Origin of the sequence: Psychrobacter sp. PP-21 (assembly GCF_033790785.1) — a bacterium.
In the GTDB taxonomy this organism is placed as follows: Bacteria; Pseudomonadota; Gammaproteobacteria; order Pseudomonadales; family Moraxellaceae; genus Psychrobacter.
In genome coordinates this window covers 24,056-44,353 of record NZ_JAMYEB010000004.1, presented here as the reverse complement: position 1 = coordinate 44,353, position 20,298 = coordinate 24,056, and the positions used below count along the sequence as shown (strand labels likewise).

Sequence of the window (20,298 nt, the reverse complement as noted above, 5' to 3'; positions counted from 1 at the left end):
TGCTACGACACGATAACTCTTTTCCCTTCAGAATCAACAGGTAAATCAGCCAAACAAATTAAACTATCGTTACTCACCCCAGCGATCAAATACTGCTGAGTGGTCGGATCGTACTCAACAACTTCGATAGGCTGACGTGTCAAGCGCTGATCTTGCCCAATAACCCAAACATTAGCAGCCAATGGTCTAAGTGGCATATATGGCGGTTTCTGTAACTCTGTTAAGTCAACATCATGCAACGCGCGCTTGGGTACGATTGTACCGACATCTATTTGTCCGTAGTTGACTCGCCCAGTGACTTTCATCTCTGGCAGTAGCTTGTCACGGCTGGCTTCATTGTCAATGACATTGACATAAACCAAGAGTTTTTTTGGTTGGCTGGTTGGAACCAGTTTACTGACTTGTCCTGTAAATTTATCAGTCATACTCTCGACCGTAAAATTAACGGTTTGACCCACTGAAAGCTGTGGCTCTGCTTGGATAGGTAGGGTCGCTACAAAATACAGTTTGGTTTCATCACTAAGTTGCAATAACGAGGCGCGCGCTATCATTTTTTGACCAGCTTTAGCATTTAGGTTTTCTACGCGACCTGAAAAACTAGCATGTATGGTAATCAGGTTGTATTGTCCACTTGGTGTTGCGGCGCTATCGTCTACGCTGTTGCTATCGGATACATTGTTGGTAGATCCGCTGTTGTTAGCATTATTGCTGTCAGCGTCATTGCTATTAGCGATATCGTCAGCCTTTGCTGTTATTGAGTCTGTCGCTGGTGACTTTACGTTATTGGTGGTTTCTTTTGCGACCGCAATATCTTTGTCTTTAGTTGGCTGTACAGCTTTGGTATTTGAGTTAGTATTTACCTGCTGTTTGTCTGCTAGCGTTGGGTCTTTGATTGCATTGGCTGCCGTATCGTTGTCTGTAGATGCTACATCGTTAGCAGTACCTACACGTCTAAAAACAAGCAGCGGTGCCCCTTTCTCTACCCATTGTCCTTCACTGACCAAGGTCTTTTCGATGGTTATAGGATGTACTGCTACAAACGAGGTCTGTTTAATAGGCTCGATATTGCCTTGCAGACCAAGACTTGGCTGATATCGTGAAGGTTTTACACTGAGTATATGATCTGGTGTCATGGTGACGCTATCACTGGTAATGACAAGCGGCGTATCTATATCGGCTTCGTTTTCAGCAACGGCTGACTCACTATTGGATGGTGACGGCTGGCAGGCAGCGAGCAATAAAGCACCAAGCAAGTACAGGCTTTTTTTCGAATGTTTATAGGCTGTCATAGCAGTTACCATTATAGTCGTTACCTTAATTATATAGTGAATTGTCACGCGGTGGAATGAGTACAACCTATTTGCCAAACTTAAGTAGGTTAGGCCCTGTCGCCAGATTAGCAACAGAAGTCATTGATTTGTCAGATAAGAACAGTCGTTTTTGATACTCAACAGTTTGAATATTAATTCGTGAATAACTGGAAAAGGGTCAATAACTGTGCTAAAACAAACATAATAAAATATACTGATACATTTTTATCACAAACGCAAATTATTCAGCAATGTGGCTATTGATTCTATATAATGCAAAAGTATCGTAAATTTGTTTACCACATTGATTTGATTACTTTGCTTTGGCGATGATTGATTTTAAAATATGCCTAAAAACATGCCCAAGTGTCTTCAGCGCTCACATGAGTTTGATTGATATCCACAAACAAGAGTAGGGTGACAAGCCCAATATACTAAGAATAACGCTCGATTTTGTGAGCTTATTAATTGCAAAGTGCGTATAGTAACCAATGTTGACGCTGTGTTTGATGGGCAGACACTGATAAAAGATAGTCACTGTCAAAATAAGTTTTGATAAATGCTTAATCTTCTATATCGTTTTAATGCTGACTGTCGTTACGGTTTGAGATTAATAGTTAAGACTTTATATAGACAGAAGGGCGTTACGTACAAATAGTCGTTCATAGGATAATGATAATGGAAAATAATTTTGATGGTCTAAAAGTAATGGTAATTGATGACTCAAAAACCATTCGCCGTACCGCAGAAACCTTGCTACAAAAGGCAGGCTGTGAAGTAGTAACCGCTATAGATGGTTTCGATGCTTTAGCAAAAATTGTTGATAACAATCCAGACATTATTTTCGTTGATATTATGATGCCTCGTTTGGATGGTTATCAGACTTGCGCATTGATAAAAAACAACCCAGATTACGCCAATAAGCCTGTAATTATGTTGTCGTCTAAAGATGGTTTGTTTGATAAAGCACGTGGTCGTATTGTCGGGTCTGACGAGTATTTGACCAAGCCATTTAGTAAAGATGAGCTTTTTGATGCTATCAATCAGTACCGCTAGTCAGGTATAGCTAGACTTAACCGTAATGATTGTTAAGATTGGAAGTGATTGCTCAATTTTTGAGTAATTATGATAAAAAATATACTACCAATAAATTTTGGGTATTGTTTTCAATCGTTTACTTCAACAATATATCCTCATGGATATCTTAGAAATAAAGGAAATCCCTATGGCTACAGTTTTAGTCATTGACGACTCGCCATCAGAAATGGCGAAATTTCGCGACATGCTTGCCAAAAATAATTTTCAAGTACTAGAAGCTTCAAACGGCGAGCAAGGCTGTCAAATGGCCGCTGATCATTTGCCAGATGTTATTTTGATGGATGTGGTTATGCCTGAGATGAACGGCTTTCAAGCCACGCGAAAGATTACTCGTGGCAAAACAACTGCGCATATTCCTGTCATTATGATCAGTACCAAAAATCAGGAAACCGATAGGGTTTGGGGCAAACGCCAAGGCGCTAAAGAGTATATGAGTAAACCAGTTGACGAAAATGGATTGGTCAATATGATTCGCAAAGTGATGGAGTAACTTGTGGCTTCTAGAGGATTTATTGAGCTTCTGCGTCTAGCAGATTTGGCACGTGCGCGTAAAAGTGGTCGCCGCGGTGGTCAAGCGTTTGATTGGCAGGGTGTGGTATTTGAAATTGGTGGGCAACGCTTGGTTGCCCCTATGGGTCAGGTATCAGAGGTGTTGTCCATGCCAGAATACACAAGCTTACCTCTAGTAAAGCCTTGGATGCTAGGTATTGCCAATATCCGTGGACGCTTGTTACCGCTCACGGATTTGTCACATTTTTTGCAAGTTCCGAGTCGACTGTCTCAGTTAAGCCAGCGAAAAGTTATGGTTATTGACCATGATAATAGTTTTTCAGGACTACTGGTCGATCAAGTGCTCGGTATTGAGCAGTTTACTCAGGATCAGTACCGCCCAGAAGCGATTGATCCTAATTCACCATTTGCACCTTATAACCATGGTAAGTTTTTGAAAGAAGAGCAAGAGTGGTATGTCTTCATGCCAAGCTTGCTTGCACAGGATCTACAATATTCAGATGCTGCAATATAGTAATCGACAATAGAATACCTGTCTGTGAAGTAATGGCAGATTAATAGCGACTGACACGATTTAGTGAAATGTCAGCATTTATACAGGCTTTGCTAATCATTGTTTTGATAACAATAAGATTGTCAAAGTCAGTCACGATAAGACTTTGACGATTGTTTGAAAGGAATATGCAAGATGAGTGATGTTATAAGAAAACCTGTAGCTGGTATGAGTAATACAACAGCGGACGGTAAAGATGCTAATAATACATGGAAGCTGTTATTAGGGTTTTTCGTTTTATTGAGCATAGCCTGTCTGATCTGGCTGATCAATTCGCTATCATCAGTGAGTCAGTATTTTGGCAGTTTTAATCAGTCTGTTATCTTACCAGCCGTGATATTTGCGGTTGGTGCCCTAGGTATTATGTTTGCCTCGTATCAGTTGCTTAAGCAGCGCGGTGGTTCAGAGCGTTTGCTTATTGAAAAAGAGACGTTACGTCGTCGTCAAGAAGCAGAAGCAGAGTCTGAACGCGCTCGTCAGATTCAAGAAGAAAACGAACGTAACCAGATCGCTATTCTACGTCTACTCGATGAATTGGGTGACTTAGCAGAGGGTGATTTGACTGTTAATGCTACGGTATCAGAGGATTTCACTGGCGCCATTGCTGATTCGGTAAACTTTGCAATTGACCAACTACGCCAATTGGTCTTGGTTATTAACAGTACCGCTGATCGTGTATCACAATCCTCAGATCAAACCCAGATGAATGCGGTTGAGTTGGCCGAAGCCTCTGAGCATCAAGCGCAAGAGATTGCAGGTGTATCAGCTGCGATTAACGAGATGACCGTATCAATTGACCAAGTTTCGAACAACGCTGCAGAGTCTGCAACCGTTGCTCAGCGTTCAGTTGCTATCTCGCATAATGGAGCTGCGGTTGTACAGCGTTCGATTGAAGGTATGAACGTTATTCGTGATCAGATTCAAGAAACATCAAAACGTATCAAACGTTTGGGTGAGTCTTCGCAAGAGATTGGTGATATCGTTGGTCTAATCAACGATATTGCAGATCAGACCAACGTTTTGGCATTGAATGCTGCCATTCAGGCATCGATGGCAGGGGAAGCGGGTCGAGGTTTCGCTGTTGTTGCTGATGAGGTTCAGCGTTTGGCTGAGCGTTCAGCAAACGCGACCAAACAGATCGAAACATTGGTAAAAACCATTCAGGCAGATACTAACGAAGCTGTTATGTCGATGGAATCAACAACTTCTGAAGTAGTACGCGGTGCACGTCTTGCAAAAGATGCAGGTGAGGCACTAGAAGAAGTACAGAGCGTTTCTAATACGTTGGCTGACTTGATTCAAAGTATCTCAAACGCTGCATTACAGCAGGCTGAGTCTGCTGGACACATCTCTCACACCATGAATATTATTCAGGACATCACCTCACAAACATCGTCTGGTACGATGGCAACCGCACGTTCTATTGGTGAGTTGAGTGAAATGGCTGCAGCCCTACAGGAATCGGTTACTGGTTTTAAAGTATCAGATGATGATGCATTGTTAGACGATGACATGATGAATTCTGAAGAAGTATTATCAGAAACTGTTTAATCATTTGTTGTTAGTATTAGAGCGTCGCTGCTTCATATAGCGCTCCCTCGATGAAACTATTAACTAAAATGCTGTACAGGCTATGATGATGTACAGCAGCAATCATAGCAGGTGACGTGAACAATCGTACTCAACCAGACAGAGCTCCAGTCAATAACGCTGAATTTGCATTGAGCGATGCTCTGAGGCAATCAGGTCGTTTTGATGCGGGTCAATGGCAAAAGTACATAGAACACGAGATTGGCTTTGTACTCCCAGACATGCAGCTGCAGTGGTTGATCAATGCAATTGAATGTACGGCAATATCAAATGGACTAACCCTCGAGCAGCTATGGATTCAGCTGCCAAAAAATAGTGAACTGCGTCAGCAATTTTTAGACAAAGTTTTGATTCACGAAAGTCGATTTTTTCGGCACAAGCCTTCCATAGATTTTGTCACAAAATATGCATTACAGCATCAAAACGCAAATGAAGCAGACAGCCCATTTCGTATTTGGAGCGTTGGCTGTGCAAGTGGACAAGAAGCATGGTCTTTAGCCATGAGTCTGTCAGCAGAACAGTTGTCAAACTACTGTATATTGGGAACCGACGTGAGTGAACAGGCGATTATAGACGCACGTTTAGCGCAATATGACAAACGGCAGCAGTCTTTAATACCTGAGCGGTGTCAGCAGTTCGTTCAGCCTATAACCACTAAGAGTATAAGTCGTAGGCTAAACACAGGTGGCATAGCTGATCAGTCAAACATGTCAAATAGTACCCAGTCCAGCTGGCAGATAGCATCAGTTTTAAAACCGTATGTTAATTTTGCTGTGCATAACATCATTGAACAACAATCTCCCACTTCGCATCTTCAAAATGTGATCATCTGTCAAAATATGCTGCTATATTTTCGTAAGTTTGATCAGCGTGATATTTTGGCACGGCTCTCAGAGCAGTGTGCGTTAGCGGGTTATATTATATTGGCTCCAGGTGAGGCGTTGTTTTGGCGTCCTTCAAATATGCGCCGTATTGCGCACCCACAGGTTAATGTGTGGCAAAAAATCAGTGCCTAAATTAGTGCCTAGACGAATTAGGATAAACCTATGAAAAACCAGCCCAATGACATAGTGACGCTTGAGTGGTTGTTGCCACTGTTTGATCAGCAGTTATCACAGATATCTGATGGCTGGCAATTAGAGGCTGATATCGCTAGCTATGAGCAGATGATATCGTACTATCATCAGATAAGTGGTGCATTGATTATGGTTCGTCTTCCTCTATTAGCAGGTCTTGCTAATAAGCTGGGTTTGCTTGCGAGCTTAGGAGACGATGACAGCTTCTCTAGTAAAGACTGCCGGATAGGACAATTTTCTCATAAGCTGCTGCAGCGTGAGTTGAATTACTATACGCGTACAGGCAATTATCACGTTGCTGTAATAGACAAAGCTGCTTATGAGCTGACGCAGGTACTGTCTCAAAGAGGTATAGCAACAGAGCTCATTGTCGATGATACTGATACTCAGCATGAATATTTAGGTAATGGTAATATTGACGACAGTATTATCAAAAGTATTGAAGTGACAGTACCCATTACTGAAGTTACAACCCGTTTAGTTGATCAGCAATATCAGCAACTGTTGTTAGTATGGCGACAGCAAGTACAGAAGTTATTGACTGCTAATGCGAATCAGCCATCAGTACTGAGCGTTCTAGAAAAAGTAGTTCAATATCTCTGGCAGACGACTCAAGATAGAGAGCTACAACGTCTTTGGTACTTGACTCAATTGTGGCTAAATGATCTTGCGCACAACGACACGCCATTACCCGAAAGTTATGCACAACTTCTCAGTCAGTTGGATCATGTTATAGAGTCTTATGGTCAATCAGTGACTTTATCCTCAAGCTTTGTCAAAAGCTTAATTACGACTGTCTACATTGAGCTCAGCTACTTAGTAACGAGTAGCGATCGCACTCAGTCTGTTCTTGATAATGTATCACAGAGCATACCGCCGATATCACGTTTCTTACCGCAGTTGCTCAGTGAGCTTGAGACGCTCATTTTTGATTTGGACCAGCCAGTTACTCTAATAAACCCTCTAAAATATATGAAGAACCAGCTTGAGAGTCGAGGTTGGACACAGTATGTCTCGCAAGCTGAATCAATCATTGCCGATTTAGAACAAGTTATCTTTTCAGAGATAGATGCTGCGCAAGAACAATTACAAATTGAGCGTAAGCTACAAGAGTTATATAACGATATCTATGATATTGAACAGACCATATCGCTCAAAATCGGTGACGCTGCTTCTTTTGCTACAATGCCTGAAGCTTCTTATAGTACCGAAAAGCAGTTAGAGGGCGAACCTAAATCGGTCTCTACTGATAGTGAATTACGAGAGCTACGTATCGCCGTTGAAAATATCAAACAAAAATTCAATGAGTACCTACAACGTCAAATGGTGCAGTTATTGCCAGAGGTTGCTGAATTTGACAGTATCGCTCAAGCTTTCGACAATATGGGGTTGTCAGACGTTAGACAGACTATTAATGATATAGGTCGTATATTTGCGCAATTACGCACCGGCGATGTCACAGTACTTAGCTGGGACTTGACTCAAGCATTGGCTGAGGGTTTGACTTCTATTGAGCTCTTGCTAGATTACCTAGCGCAGCAAGTCTTTGATCAAAAGCTGCTGACACAAGCTAATGAGTATACGATGAGAGCCACTCAGCTTTTGAATGCTCACATAGAAGCGCCAGACACAGTCAGTGAGACGTGGCCAATGCAAGCATCAGTAGCAATGGATGTTGTTCGTTATGATGATAGTGGTGAGATTGCGCCTGCTGATGAAAATGATGAGCCAGTGTTAGCACAGGCTATAGTGGATACCAGTGCAAATGCCACTGCTGATACAGAGAGTAGTGATGCATTGCTACATGCTCGTGAGCAGGTCAAGCCTGATAACTTTGATATCGATGCAGATATTCGTGATATTTTTATTGAAGAAGTCACAGAGGTAATTGCCGATCTAGAAGACTTCCTTCCTATCTGGCAGCAAGACTCACAAGACTTAACACCATTAACTGAAGTGCGTCGCGGTTTCCATACTCTAAAAGGGTCTGGTCGTATGGTTGGCGCCTTTAGTATTAGTGAGATGGCATGGTCAATCGAAAATCTACTCAATCGTCTGTTAGATAAGACCTTGCCTGTAACAGATGAGGTCGTCAATTTAGTCATTGATACTGCAAAACGTCTACCAGCTTTGGTAACCGATTTTGAAGATCAACAACCGCCCAGTTACGATCCTGCGATTACGATTCTACAAAGTAGTAATTTGATGACGCAGCAGCCTATCAATGCAGGTCTTACTGTGTTTGAGGCAGAAGTTAAAACAGAAGCTACTGAGATAGAGAGTGCCAAGATAGAAAGCACTGAAACAGAAGCTGAATCTGATATAAACAACTCTGCTATGATGGATGACATAGAGCTGGATACGTTACTCTCAATAGGCGGTAATGACGAACTATCGAGCTCTGAAAATAATAATATGCTGACATCATTATCTGATTTAGAGATTCCGCCCGTACTTATCCCATTCATGCAAGAGACGACGCAGCTACCAGCTGATGCAAATGATGCAGATCCTGACATCAAAGAAATATTCTTAGAAGAAGCCAATGAAGTATTAGAGGAAATTGTCCCACTATACGAACAGTGGCAGCTATCGTTATCTGATTTAGATGGCTTAAAAGATATCCGTCGCGGCTTCCATACCCTAAAAGGGTCTGGCCGCATGGTAGGGGCGAACTATACTGCTGAGCTGGCGTGGGCAATAGAAAATATGCTCAATCGCGTACTGGATCATAGTATTGTCGCCTCAGGTGAGATGCGTCAGCTGATTTCAGATGTGTTGAGTACGTATCCTGTGATGCTAACCGCCTTTGAAGATAATAGCCAAAGTTATCCAGCCGTAACACCGTTGTGGATTGCTTGTGCTAACGCCTATAGTAAACAGCATGGCGATGAATTCAGCTATTCTAATTTGTATGAGCAAATAACTACGAGCCCTGAACAAGCAGGTGAGAGTCTGAAAACTGAAGCCATTCAAGAGCCGATACTGGTATCGGACTCAGATGAAACCACTGTTCACTATAATGTTGATGATAATGATGGCGCGATGGATACCACGCTACAGACGATCAATTCTGTCAACGAAAAAATGGCAGAAGCCGCTGTCGTTCTGACGCCTCAAAGTGAAGAGGAAAGAGCATTTTGTAAGATATTTATCGATGAAGCAGAAGAGCTACTTCATCATATCGATCAGTTTGTCAGCGACAATCAAGATCAGCACCGCATTGAGATAACAGACGATATCGTACGTGCATTCCATACCCTACGCGGTGCTTCTGGCTCAAGTGCTTTAGCGGCCATCAGTGAAGTGGGTGCAACGATAGAGCATAGTCTAGAGCTGTTACAACAGCAAGATATTCCTATGAATGCTCAGCATCTAGAAGCGTTGGCACAATCTTCTACATTGATAGATGGGTACTTAAATAGTTACAAACAGAACCTAGAACAGCATAGCGTGGCCGTAGAAGACTCGCAAAGTCAGCAAGACATAGCATCATTGCAAGCCATGCTTGGTGAGCAATACATTATCAGTGATACGGCAGTGATCTCTGATGATAAACCAACGATAGAAGAGTTGCTGGATAGTAATATTGACACGCTATTGGATGCTGAATGGGAATTAGATGATGCCTTGAATCATACAGAAGTCGCGCATACTCAAGACTACGTAGCTCAGCAAATTTTACAGATAGCCGCTCTCTCTAATAAGGCGCAGGCATTTCCGAAGTTTGTGACGGTTCTAAATGAGCTAGGTAATGTGTATAGCTATCTAAATGACAATATCGATAGAGCAGGTGACAAAGATATTCAGGCGACGCTGCATGCTGGTCATGCTCAGCTAGTAGGGTTATTCGATGCCTTGGCCGGTAGTACTTCATTAAAGATCGACCAGCAGGTCATCGACGAGCTACAGAGTATCTATCAAAGTGATAATAGTCTCGAAGATGCAGATAGTAGCTTTACAGTCCGTACTACTCCAGCGCCTGAGCTACAGTTTGAGACCATTGATACCGATATTGAGCTATTAGAGATATTCTTGGAAGAGGCGCAAGAGCTTGATAATGCGCTAGATGAAAGCTTTAATAAGTGGCGTGACGATATCACCAATATCAATGCACTCAAAGTCTTGCAGCGTCACTTGCACACCATCAAAGGTGGGGCACGTATGGCGGGTATCCGCAGTATTGGCGATCTTACCCACGAAGCAGAAAGTGTGTATGAGTCTTTTGTAGAAAACAGACGAGCGCCGACTGCACAGTGGCTTGAGATTATGCAAATGGTGCAAGACACGATGTCATTGCAGGTCATGCATATCGTCAGTCACAAAAAATCTTTCTTTACCTCAGAGCTCATTGAGCAATTAAGAGCATTTGAAAAAGCACCAAGCTTACCAGAAACAGTGGAGCTAATCATACCAGTTCCAAATAATCATTTTGAGCCAGCTGTTGCCGCTCCAGTGGCTGATGTTGATACTGGTACCGAAGTGTTAGAGACCGTAAGTCTAGAGACGATGATTAAGCAGTCATGGGCTAATGGGCTACCTGATCCAGATATACTAGCAGTATTCTTGGAAGAAGCTGAAGAGCTAACCAATCGAAATAAGTATCTGCATTTGTTCTTAAAAGATACAGGCAATACTATAGCGTTACAAGCACTCCAGCGTGATTTGCATACCATCAAGGGCGGTGCGCGAATGGTGACAGCCTCTGGTATCGCAGATTTAGCTCACGAGATGGAGTCGGTTTATACAGACTTTGTCAGTAATCGCCGTCCAGCGACCAAAAAAGTCCTAGAGCTCTTAGTAGCCAGTCATGACTGGCTCGCTGATGCCGTATTTATTCTTCAACAACAGGTCAATCCACCAACGCCTACATTACTGATTGGGGCATTAGAGCAGTTCGGTAAAAACCCTGATAGTCTCAAACAAATACCTAAAGAGTCGCTACAGTCTCAGCGCGAAGCAATTTTGATTGCTAAAGAAAACCAAGACTCTCAGTATCTTGCCAAAGATATCGGCGAAATGCCTTCTATGCTTAGAAGTACTAACGACGAAGATGAAAACGCCAATAACAATGAGATGATTCGTATCTCAGGCGGGCTGATCGAGCACATGATTAACTTATCTGGCGAGTCAGCGATTAACCGTGCGCGTATCGATATGGGCATCAGTAGTTTAACCAACAGTATCGAAGAGATGGGTACCACAGTACAGCGACTGGCAGATCAGTTACGCCGTATGGAGATCGAGCTTGAAGCGCAAATATTGTCGCAGATAGATGAGGAGTTGATTAACAATGAAGACTTTGATCCACTAGAAATGGATCAGTACTCATCATTGAACCAGTTGTCTAAATCTTTGACAGAGTCGGCTTCGGATTTGGTGGACATTAACCATACGCTATTAGAAAAGACCCGTGATAGTGAAGGTCTGTTGCTACAGCTTTCACGAACACAAACCGAATTACAAGATGGATTGATGAATTCGCGTATGGTGCCATTTACGCGTTTGACGCCTCGTCTTGAGCGTATCGTCCGTCAGACAGCCAATGAGTTGAACAAATCCGTCGATCTAACAATCATCAATGCTGATGACGAGATGGACAGAACCATTCTAGAGCGTATTACCTCGCCACTTGAGCACATGCTACGAAATGCGGTCGATCATGGTATTGAAACGACATCAACGCGATTAAAAGCAGGCAAGGAGCGTAGTGGACGTATTACTCTCGAAGTACATCGAGAAGGTGGCGAGATCGTTATTCAGCTATCGGATGATGGTCGAGGCATCGATGTAGAGGCAGTCCGCAATAAAGCAATCTCTCAAGGTCTTATCGATGCAGACGATGACAGTCTCTCTGATCTAGATATCATGCAATATATCTTTAATGCAGGCTTAAGTACCAGTAAGCAAGTGACACAGATCTCTGGTCGCGGTGTTGGTATGGATGTTGTAATCAGTGAAATTCGCCAACTGGGCGGTTCGGTCTCAGTAGTATCGGAGCTTGGTAAAGGTTCTAGCTTTACAATGCGCTTACCATTGACGGTGGCAGTATCTGATGCATTGGTGGTACGTGCAGCAGATCGTTACTATGCCATACCATTGGTACAGATCGAGCGTGTGGTACGTGTCAACCCAGAAAAGCTCTATGATTACTATCAATCAAATGATGCGACGCTAAACTTTGAAGATACTGATTACCGAGTACGTTATTTAAATGAGATTCTATCAGGCAATAAGCTAAATGAGCTGGTGGTGAATACCAATACCAGCCTACCGCTGATCATCATCAAAAACCGTACAGGACAAAATATTGCTCTACAGGTTGATCAGATTGCAGGGTCACGTATAGAAGTGGTTGTGAAACCTTTAGGACAGCAATTATCGAATATACCAGGTATCTCGGCCGCTACAATTATGGGCGATGGCTCAGTGATGCTTATCTTAGATTTGATTGCTTTAATGCGTAATGCACAATTGGGCAAAAACACCTTAAAGTCCGCCAATGCTAAACGAGGACGCATAGAGTCCAAATCGACTGTTCTAGTAGTCGATGACTCTGTTACCGTACGCAAAGTGACCTCACGCTTCTTAGAGCGTCAAGGCTTCAATGTGGCAGTCGCAAAAGATGGTATTGATGCGCTTGAGATACTACAAGACACGACGCCAGATATGATCTTGCTAGATATTGAAATGCCGCGTATGGATGGTTTTGAGGTTGCAACCCAAGTCAGACATAATGGTCGATTGCAGCATATTCCAATTATCATGATCACATCACGTACGGGTGAGAAGCATCGTGAGCGTGCATTAGAGATTGGTGTGAATGACTATATGGGTAAGCCATTCCAAGAAAAAGAGCTGCTTGAAAAAATACAGAAATTGCTAGGTAAAGAGGCAAGCCTGACTAATGAAGGATAATGCACGTGTTTTAGCACTGCGAGAGAAAAACAAAAGTGATATCAAAGTGCTGGTGGTGGCAGAAGATCATCGCCAGCGTGTGGCTTTTTCGGATACCGTGCGTAGTTGCGGTTTCACGCTTATAGGATGTGTGTCACGAATGCAGTGGCAAGAAAAAAGCGAGCTGTCTAATATACCTGTTGATATTTGGCTGATAGATAGTGACTACGATGATAGTGTCGCAACAGCAACGTTAGTATCTAAACCAGCAGCTGTGCTGGTGGGCTTTAGTCAAGCGCCTTATCTCAATGAGGCACAGCAATATGCCAAATGGCAACGAAAACTAAAACGTAAGTTTGCACAACTACTGGCATTACCGGCACTATTAGATAAGCCAGTCCGTAAAAGTGACGTCACCGAAATAGACTGGCAGTACGTCGTGTTTTTGGGAGCCTCTATGGGTGGACCTAGCGCGGTAAAAGAGTTTTTGGATAATGTACCAGCCACGCTACCAGTTTGTATATTATTGGCGCATCACTTTAATCAGACGATGATTGGTACATTACCCCGCATACTCAATCGCCATAATGATTGGGGCTGTGAGGTAATTGCTTCCTCACAACGTTTGAGAGCAGGGCAGTGCCTCATAGCCCCTATTGATAAGCAGATTGTCTGTGACTCGACAGGTCGGGTGATATTACTAGAGCAGGGGTGGAGCGGTGAATATAAACCTGCTATTGGTCAGCTTATCAAAAATGCCAGCGATGCTTATGGTAATGAGCTGATAAATATTGTCTTTTCAGGTATGGGGAACGATGGTTCTCAGTATCTCGACCTGATTCAAGATAATAATAGCCAATTATGGGCACAAAATCCTGCTCTAAGTGCGTGTCCAAGCCAACCTCAAGCCATTATTGACTCAGGATACTGTAGCTTTATCGGCAGCCCCAAAGAGTTGGCACAAAAACTGTCTGATTATATTGGTGAAAGGCAGCAAGCCATTCACGCTAACTGATTGTGAGCGACGTATGAAACAAATTTTAAAACATTCGTTCGAAGCGGTAAGTCTACTGACCACGAATAATGGTATGCTTGAAGTCACTATCGTGCCAGCATCTAACCAGCCTGACTGGATTATTCCAAGCGCTCTGATTTTGAGCGTAGAGGATTATCAAGAACGCACCACTATGTATGACTGGCAACAGCAGGCGCTGCCTGTGTTTCATTTGTTGTCGAAAGATGAGGTGCCGGAGCGAATTGTTGTGTTAGAAGGCAATACAGCTGAACATCGATTTGCTCTACAAACAGCAGGTGAGCTGCAGCAGTTACAAGCTCGTATCTCTGATGTTAAAGATGTTGATATTCCTAAGCAGATGTTGAATAGTAGTACTGACGTCTTGGAGGGGCAGTCTGATGAAGACATCGTGCTCTCTTATTTATATCAAACGGTCATGATTGGTGATAAGACGTACCTAGTACCAGATTTAGATAAAATCGCGCATAACTTGGCTAATTTAGACAGTTAAATGCTCGTTTAGCGTTAAGGTGTTTATCATTTTAGCGCTACAGCTTGGCATATCGGTTGTTTTTTGTCTTGTGAGGGGTAGCGATCCTATTTATAATGTTGAGTAGTGATAACTTATAATAAAGATAAAGACAATAGAGCTGCTCATGAATAATTCTAACGTATCAAAATGGTCTCTTAGCAGTCGCATATTTCATTGGATCAGTGCGCTTTTGCTGTTGGTCACGTGGATTATGATGTTGCTATACGAGAATCTCGATGGCAGCTTATACATCGGACTTCACAAATCGTTCGGGATAAGTTTATTATTTTGGATGATTGCACGAGTCATCAATCGCCTGTTTGTTAAAGCACCACCATCAGTACCAATGCCAAAGTGGCAGTCACTGGCCTCTAAGTTTTCCCACTTTGCCCTCTATGCTATTCTGATCGCTATGCCGCTTGCTGGTCTACTCATGTCTTTATACGGTGGACGCCCTGTCGACATCTTTGGGCTATTTCAGATACCTGTTTTTGTGACTCCTGATAGAAGTTTGGCACGTTTTTATAATGATATACATACTGAGATCATCTGGCCTATGATTATTGGTTTTACGGCACTTCATATTGGTGCAGCCCTATATCATCAATTTATCAAAAAAGACAATCTAATAGCGCGTATGAAATAAGCCATTATCGTTACTCATTTTTCTAATATGCACATAGATATGTAAAAATATATTGATAAACTTATACAAAGACGCTCATATAAAGCAATCTATATAAAGAAAATACAGCCAAAAAAAAGCCCTAAGTATATGACTTAGGGCTTTTCTATATCAGACATAAATTGAGACGTTAATGGTCTGAATACATAAACTTACTTTTTGTGTTCAGGTAAATTAATATTCATTTCTAATACATCTAGGCTGTCTTCTGAACGATGGTTAATGTTCACATCATCAATCTGTACACCGTTGACGTACTTATTAACCACTTCTAGTATTTCACGTTTCATTTTTTCGATACGATCAACTGTCAGTCGGTTATTCAGACGATTTTCGCTAGCTACGATAACCTTGAGGCGCTCAGTTGCTAAATTAGCACTACCAGCGTTACTGCTGTCGTCAGTACCAAATAGGCTACTCCAAAATCCTTTTTTCTTAGTCATCATTAACCCCCAAACCAGCGCTGCAGTAAACTTTTCTTTTTCACATCGATATGACGTAACGGACGCTCTTCACCCAAAAATCGAGCGACGATATCATCATAACACTGACCGGCCACAGAGTCGCTATAATGAATGACAGGCTCGCCATGGTTAGACGCTTCGAGCACTGAATGGCTCTCAGGCACAACGCCGAGCAGTGGTACTTTTAAGATATCATTCGAGATGGTATCGATGTCCATCATCTCGTTTGCAGCGGCGCGCTCTGCATTGTAACGAGTGATCACCAGATGCTCACGTACAGAGCCTTGGTTCTCTTCAACTTTTTTAGTTTGGCTCTGCAAGATACCAATGATGCGATCTGAGTCACGTACTGAAGAGATTTCAGGGTTAGTGACGATAATGGCTTCATCAGCGTGATACATAGCCAGCTGCGCACCGCGCTCGATACCAGCAGGTGAGTCGCAGATGATATAGTCAAACTGTTTAGACAGCTCAGCCATAACCTCTGATACGCCTTCGTCTGTTAGTGCGTCTTTATCACGCGTTTGGCTAGCAGGAAGGATATACAAGTTCTCAAGCTGCTTGTCTTTGACAAGTGCTTGTGACAAGCGTGCGCTACCAGTAATGACATCGACAAAATCATAAACAATTCGGTTTTCACAACCCATGATCAAGTCTAGATTACGTAGACCTACATCAAAATCGATCACTACCGTCTTATAGCCACGCAATGCTAAACCAGCGGCAAAAGAGGCACTTGTCGTGGTTTTTCCCACACCGCCTTTACCTGAAGTGATTACAACTATCTTCGCCACAATGGCACACTCCTATGAATCAATGGGATATCTGTTATATAAATAGCACAATTGCATGGTATTTATCTAATATATATGTACTATCTGCGAAGCTAGCCTAGCATAAATAAACAAACATTTATAGCAAGTCTGTACTAAAGCAGGAAAACAACTGAGATATAAGCTATAAAGGGTTTCTGCTTAAAAAATACACCGCTAATAGTGTTAATTTCTATTCGCTTCATAAATCTATAATGGCACTAAAAATAATAGCAAAAATAGTAGCTGATAATAGACCAACTATAATAATTGATTCTATGTACCTCGCGCGTCTTATACTATAGCTTAATCAAGCACACCTACCTTACTCAGTTTACTTTTCTAAACCATCACTTAATCGTGTATTGTTTTTAACAGTATTAAATTCTAAGCCTCATCCATTACAGTAAATACCAAGCCTTCACCTTCTATAAACTTTACTTGTACAGGCTTGTCAATCACGTGCTCAGGTAGGTTGTCCCGCAAGCAATAAGTGCCTGCTACAGAAACCAGCGAAGGATTAAAAACCTGACAAAAAATACGCGCGTCTTTGTCACCTGTTGCGCCTGCCACCAAGCGACCTTGAGCGCGGCCATATACGTGCAAGCTGTTATCAGTAATTGCTTCAGCACCGCTATTGACACTGTTTGTCAAAATCAAGTCACCACCGACGTGGTTTAAGCTCTGCCCTGAGCGTAGCATCTGGTCATAGATCAAACTGGTAATATGCTGAGCGCTAGTAAGGGTATCAGCTGGCATCTCAGATACAGTCGTTTTGGTCTCTCGTTCATTGGTCGCTGTAACGTCTTTTACATTATCGTCGCTAGCTGAGTCTTTGTTGCTGTCTTCTGCTGGCTTATTGGGCGTTGTAGGTGCTTTCTTACTAGGTATGATACGCTCAATGCGTTTGCCATCTGCTGGAAATATAGCCAAGCGCTGTTCGCGAGCTTGGTCATCGAGTACACCCGTGACCACACCGATAGGTTGTAGTCCCCATGACCATAGCAACTCTACCAATGCAGATAAATCTTGCTCAACGTCACTATCAATAAGGATGGGGATATTACTCGACTTGTTGCTTAGTGTTTCAGCCAGCTGGGCTTCAATAGCACTTAGGTCATCTGTACTGAACTGTAAACGTGAAAAAGTCAGCATTTTGCCGTATAAGGCTAAGGCAGGGGCTGTGTTTGTTGTTTGGTTATTATTATCTGAAACTGTCATATATAAACCCTTAAGAATAATTCTATCGCTGTATCCACAGCGTCATTTTTATAATTGCGTCATGCGAGTCGATAGATATACTACAGATTTAGCATATCTTGATGCTTCCATTGCTGTACTTTTACTTGCGCTTCAAATTCAGTCAAACTGTCATCAATGATACTCGAAATCAGAGTATCGAGCGCAGTATTATTGGTATCTATTTGCGCAATACCGCTAGCAATAGCAACCATCAATGAGTCGAGGCGCTCAGGGTCAAGCAGACGCTGATTTAACGCGTAAACGACATTGGTGCCGACGTTGTGCCCGATAGTCTGTAATTGCGATTCAATTAAGCTGCCAGCGATAGGGATCATACGCAAATAGCGTCGTAGCTCAGGGGTATTGGCCAACCCTTCTTCAATAGCATTGCCCATCTCATCGGCTAATATACTACCACCACCTGATGAAGCGGTGAGCTCTTGTAATTTTGGGGCAAGCTCCGAGCGTAGCATAAACAGCACGGCAGCTTCGATTTCAGCACGGTTGCGCGTGATGGCCGATTCGATAAATGATTTATGTGCTTTGGGATCGGTCAGTTGCTGTCTAAAGTTTTGGATGGTTGTTAAGATGACACGATCAGACAGCTCCTCTAGCAGTAAGTCGATATAGAACTTAATACGATTGATCCAGAGCTGTGGTAGTACTTGGTAGCCAAGCTGATAGAGTCGGCGTCCGATAATGACTGCTCGGAACAACCGTAATGCACGTAATTGCGGAAAACAACCTAAGACTTCATACCAGTGGACAAAAGGAAAAAAGAACCAGCGGTAGTAGACTTTGTTTTTGATGGCGATAGCCCAGCGTAATAACAGCTCAGCAATCAAAAAGATAGTAAAAAACCCACCAGCAGTACGCAGCGGCTCATGCAAAGTGGTTTGATACCAGTTCAGTCCATCACTCACAGACAGCCACTGTGCAGCGTTGTTACTAAAATCGCTCATCAATACCGCATCAATACTGATTAGTAATAGATCAATACTGATTACGATGAGCATCACGATGTCGTAGGTAAGCTTCAAGCGGCTTGGCTTTGGACGATTTGGTCTTGGTGGCTCGCTATGTGTTAGATGAGGCGAAACCGGTGCTGCAAGAGGCGGGCTAGTAGGAGAGGCGGGCACAGTCATACCTTATAAGTGATAAATGACACAAAGAGTGAGCAAATTTTCGATAATGACTAAAAACAATTATCGAAAATTTATCAGTTCACGAATAGTCACATTATCAATGAATAAGACCAAAAAACAACCCATCTATGATTAAAATTTACGTATCCTAGTTAAAGATATTTTATACAATTATAGGAAATAAATATGCCTCATCAATAAAAAACGTACGTCATCACATTGGAATGGTCTGCAACCACTGTGGATAGCGTATTACTAGATGGCTGATTTTAATTATCTATATCACTCTAAGTTACAGTATTTTTATAGAGGTAATACCCTTATAGGAACCAACACCCCCATAGAAAATGCCCATCACGTTGCCAAGTGATGGTTTATTTAGCGTTTTGAGGCTCAGGATTGGTTTCAAAATCAGCCAACATGTCGGTGATACGCTGATCTTTTTGGCGCCAGATTTTTTCAACCCAATCAAACATCTGCGCTTTTATATCATCATCATTTTCGTAACCACCTTTTTTGATACCATCGAACAAGGAATCCGGTATATCGATATATCTTAGATCTACCCCCAAACGCTTGATGTTACCTTTCCATAGATCGCCATAGCTTGGTACACCGTCTGGATAGACAATGGTCACATCCAATATGCCGTCAATGTCTTCTCCTAACGCACTGATTGCCAATGATAAGCCACCTGCACGTGGTTTTAGCAAATGAGTATATGGAGAGTGCTGCTTTGCGTGTTTGGCTTTGGTAAAGCGTGTTCCTTCCAAGTAGTTGAGCAAAGTAAAAGGCTTGTCCTTTAATAGCGCACAGGCACGTTTGGCCTCCTCAATATCTTTACCTTTTAGTGCAGGGTTTTTGGCGATGGCTTCTTTAGAGTGCCGACGCATCATAGGGAAGTCTAAAAAGTAGAAAGCCTGTCCAACGATAGGAATATAAATCAGCTCAAACTTGGTAAAGAAACGCGTGAGTGGCAGGCGCTTTTCGCCTATATATTGCACGATGCTGGTGTCGACCCATGATTGATGATTGCTAACCAAGAGGTATTTGCCCTCAGTATGGATATCATCAGGTAGGCTAATGCGCCAGTCCTTACGAGGTAACATGTCATCAATCAGAGCGCTATTGCTGCTGATCCAGTAGGTAGCAATCTTGATGACGGCTTTATCCGCGATAGGTGCACCAGTAATGACCTTGCCAACACCCATCAACCATAAGGGAATACTGCCACCAAAGCTATTAGCAGCAATGACACCCGTAGCCGTGGCTAATGAGACAGCCTTACCCAGCTTAGGAGTACGTTTGTGCATTTTCCGAATGGTAGATGTCAGGCGCATGCTTGATCCTCTTTTTCAATCTAATTAAT

At 42.6% G+C, this 20,298-nt stretch carries 14 protein-coding genes and 1 pseudogene; 9 read left to right on the top strand and 6 right to left on the bottom strand.

Annotated features, from left to right (window positions below; all coding sequences use genetic code 11):
* Nucleotides 1–2: 2 nt before the first annotated feature.
* The gene (locus tag NJD71_RS05350) at nucleotides 3–1,289 is read right to left on the bottom strand and encodes an HlyD family efflux transporter periplasmic adaptor subunit (RefSeq protein ID WP_319050913.1); all 1,287 of its coding nucleotides are present in this window, start codon (nucleotides 1,287–1,289) and stop codon (nucleotides 3–5) included.
* A 699-nt stretch (nucleotides 1,290–1,988) separates the two neighbouring features.
* Between NJD71_RS05350 and pilG the strand changes: the two genes are divergently transcribed.
* From pilG to NJD71_RS05305, 9 genes and pseudogenes are all read left to right on the top strand, one after another.
* A complete protein-coding gene (gene pilG, locus NJD71_RS05345) occupies nucleotides 1,989–2,366 on the top strand; it encodes a twitching motility response regulator PilG (RefSeq protein WP_114701589.1) in 378 nt (125 codons plus the stop codon).
* 169 nt (nucleotides 2,367–2,535) lie between these two features.
* Complete coding sequence (locus tag NJD71_RS05340; RefSeq protein ID WP_319050912.1) at nucleotides 2,536–2,898, top strand: response regulator; 363 nt, start codon at nucleotides 2,536–2,538, stop codon at nucleotides 2,896–2,898.
* A 3-nt stretch (nucleotides 2,899–2,901) separates the two neighbouring features.
* Nucleotides 2,902–3,432, top strand: a complete 531-nt coding sequence (locus NJD71_RS05335; RefSeq protein ID WP_319050911.1) for a chemotaxis protein CheW — start codon at nucleotides 2,902–2,904, stop codon at nucleotides 3,430–3,432.
* A gap of 528 nt (nucleotides 3,433–3,960) precedes the next feature.
* A pseudogene (locus tag NJD71_RS05330) lies at nucleotides 3,961–5,022 on the top strand (methyl-accepting chemotaxis protein); the annotation flags it as partial.
* Nucleotides 5,023–5,138: 116 nt separating this feature from the next.
* Nucleotides 5,139–6,077 carry a CheR family methyltransferase gene (locus tag NJD71_RS05325; protein ID WP_319050910.1) on the top strand — a complete coding sequence of 313 codons (939 nt, stop codon included), beginning with the start codon at nucleotides 5,139–5,141 and terminating at the stop codon, nucleotides 6,075–6,077.
* Nucleotides 6,078–6,107: 30 nt separating this feature from the next.
* A complete protein-coding gene (locus NJD71_RS05320) occupies nucleotides 6,108–13,055 on the top strand; it encodes an Hpt domain-containing protein (protein WP_319050909.1) in 6,948 nt (2,315 codons plus the stop codon).
* A complete protein-coding gene (locus NJD71_RS05315; RefSeq protein WP_319050908.1) occupies nucleotides 13,045–14,049 on the top strand; it encodes a chemotaxis protein CheB in 1,005 nt (334 codons plus the stop codon). Before NJD71_RS05320 ends, NJD71_RS05315 begins: the two co-directional genes overlap by 11 nt.
* Before the next feature lie 13 nt (nucleotides 14,050–14,062).
* Nucleotides 14,063–14,560 carry a hypothetical protein gene (locus NJD71_RS05310; protein ID WP_319050907.1) on the top strand — a complete coding sequence of 166 codons (498 nt, stop codon included), beginning with the start codon at nucleotides 14,063–14,065 and terminating at the stop codon, nucleotides 14,558–14,560.
* 145 nt (nucleotides 14,561–14,705) lie between these two features.
* Nucleotides 14,706–15,227, top strand: a complete 522-nt coding sequence (locus NJD71_RS05305; RefSeq protein ID WP_319050906.1) for a cytochrome b — start codon at nucleotides 14,706–14,708, stop codon at nucleotides 15,225–15,227.
* 191 nt (nucleotides 15,228–15,418) lie between these two features.
* On the opposite strand, the gene minE is transcribed toward NJD71_RS05305, so the two are convergent.
* The 5 genes from minE to NJD71_RS05280 all read right to left on the bottom strand — a co-directional run bounded on the left by minE (nucleotide 15,419) and on the right by NJD71_RS05280 (nucleotide 20,269).
* Nucleotides 15,419–15,709 (bottom strand): cell division topological specificity factor MinE, encoded by a 291-nt coding sequence (gene minE, locus NJD71_RS05300; protein ID WP_319050905.1) that lies wholly within the window; start codon nucleotides 15,707–15,709, stop codon nucleotides 15,419–15,421.
* Between the two features lie 2 nt (nucleotides 15,710–15,711).
* Entirely contained in the window at nucleotides 15,712–16,524 is an 813-nt protein-coding gene (gene minD / locus NJD71_RS05295; RefSeq protein ID WP_319050904.1) for a septum site-determining protein MinD, read from the bottom strand.
* 405 nt (nucleotides 16,525–16,929) lie between these two features.
* Nucleotides 16,930–17,763 (bottom strand): septum site-determining protein MinC, encoded by an 834-nt coding sequence (minC, locus tag NJD71_RS05290; protein WP_319050903.1) that lies wholly within the window; start codon nucleotides 17,761–17,763, stop codon nucleotides 16,930–16,932.
* Nucleotides 17,764–17,843: 80 nt separating this feature from the next.
* Entirely contained in the window at nucleotides 17,844–18,929 is a 1,086-nt protein-coding gene (locus tag NJD71_RS05285) for a hypothetical protein (protein WP_319050901.1), read from the bottom strand.
* Nucleotides 18,930–19,303: 374 nt separating this feature from the next.
* A complete protein-coding gene (locus tag NJD71_RS05280; protein WP_319050900.1) occupies nucleotides 19,304–20,269 on the bottom strand; it encodes an acyltransferase in 966 nt (321 codons plus the stop codon).
* Nucleotides 20,270–20,298: the final 29 nt, after the last annotated feature.

Excerpts from the sequence above, each read along its gene's own strand:
- NJD71_RS05350 (WP_319050913.1), bottom strand. The coding sequence starts at position 1,289 with ATGACAGCCTATAAACATTCGAAAAAAAGCCTGTACTTGCTTGGTGCT.
- pilG (WP_114701589.1), top strand. The coding sequence starts at position 1,989 with ATGGAAAATAATTTTGATGGTCTAAAAGTAATGGTAATTGATGACTCA.
- NJD71_RS05340 (WP_319050912.1), top strand. The coding sequence starts at position 2,536 with ATGGCTACAGTTTTAGTCATTGACGACTCGCCATCAGAAATGGCGAAA.
- NJD71_RS05320 (WP_319050909.1), top strand. The coding sequence starts at position 6,108 with ATGAAAAACCAGCCCAATGACATAGTGACGCTTGAGTGGTTGTTGCCA.
- NJD71_RS05315 (WP_319050908.1), top strand. The coding sequence starts at position 13,045 with ATGAAGGATAATGCACGTGTTTTAGCACTGCGAGAGAAAAACAAAAGT.
- NJD71_RS05310 (WP_319050907.1), top strand. The coding sequence starts at position 14,063 with ATGAAACAAATTTTAAAACATTCGTTCGAAGCGGTAAGTCTACTGACC.
- NJD71_RS05305 (WP_319050906.1), top strand. The coding sequence starts at position 14,706 with ATGAATAATTCTAACGTATCAAAATGGTCTCTTAGCAGTCGCATATTT.
- minE (WP_319050905.1), bottom strand. The coding sequence starts at position 15,709 with ATGACTAAGAAAAAAGGATTTTGGAGTAGCCTATTTGGTACTGACGAC.
- minC (WP_319050903.1), bottom strand. The coding sequence starts at position 17,763 with ATGACAGTTTCAGATAATAATAACCAAACAACAAACACAGCCCCTGCC.
- NJD71_RS05285 (WP_319050901.1), bottom strand. The coding sequence starts at position 18,929 with ATGACTGTGCCCGCCTCTCCTACTAGCCCGCCTCTTGCAGCACCGGTT.
- NJD71_RS05280 (WP_319050900.1), bottom strand. The coding sequence starts at position 20,269 with ATGCGCCTGACATCTACCATTCGGAAAATGCACAAACGTACTCCTAAG.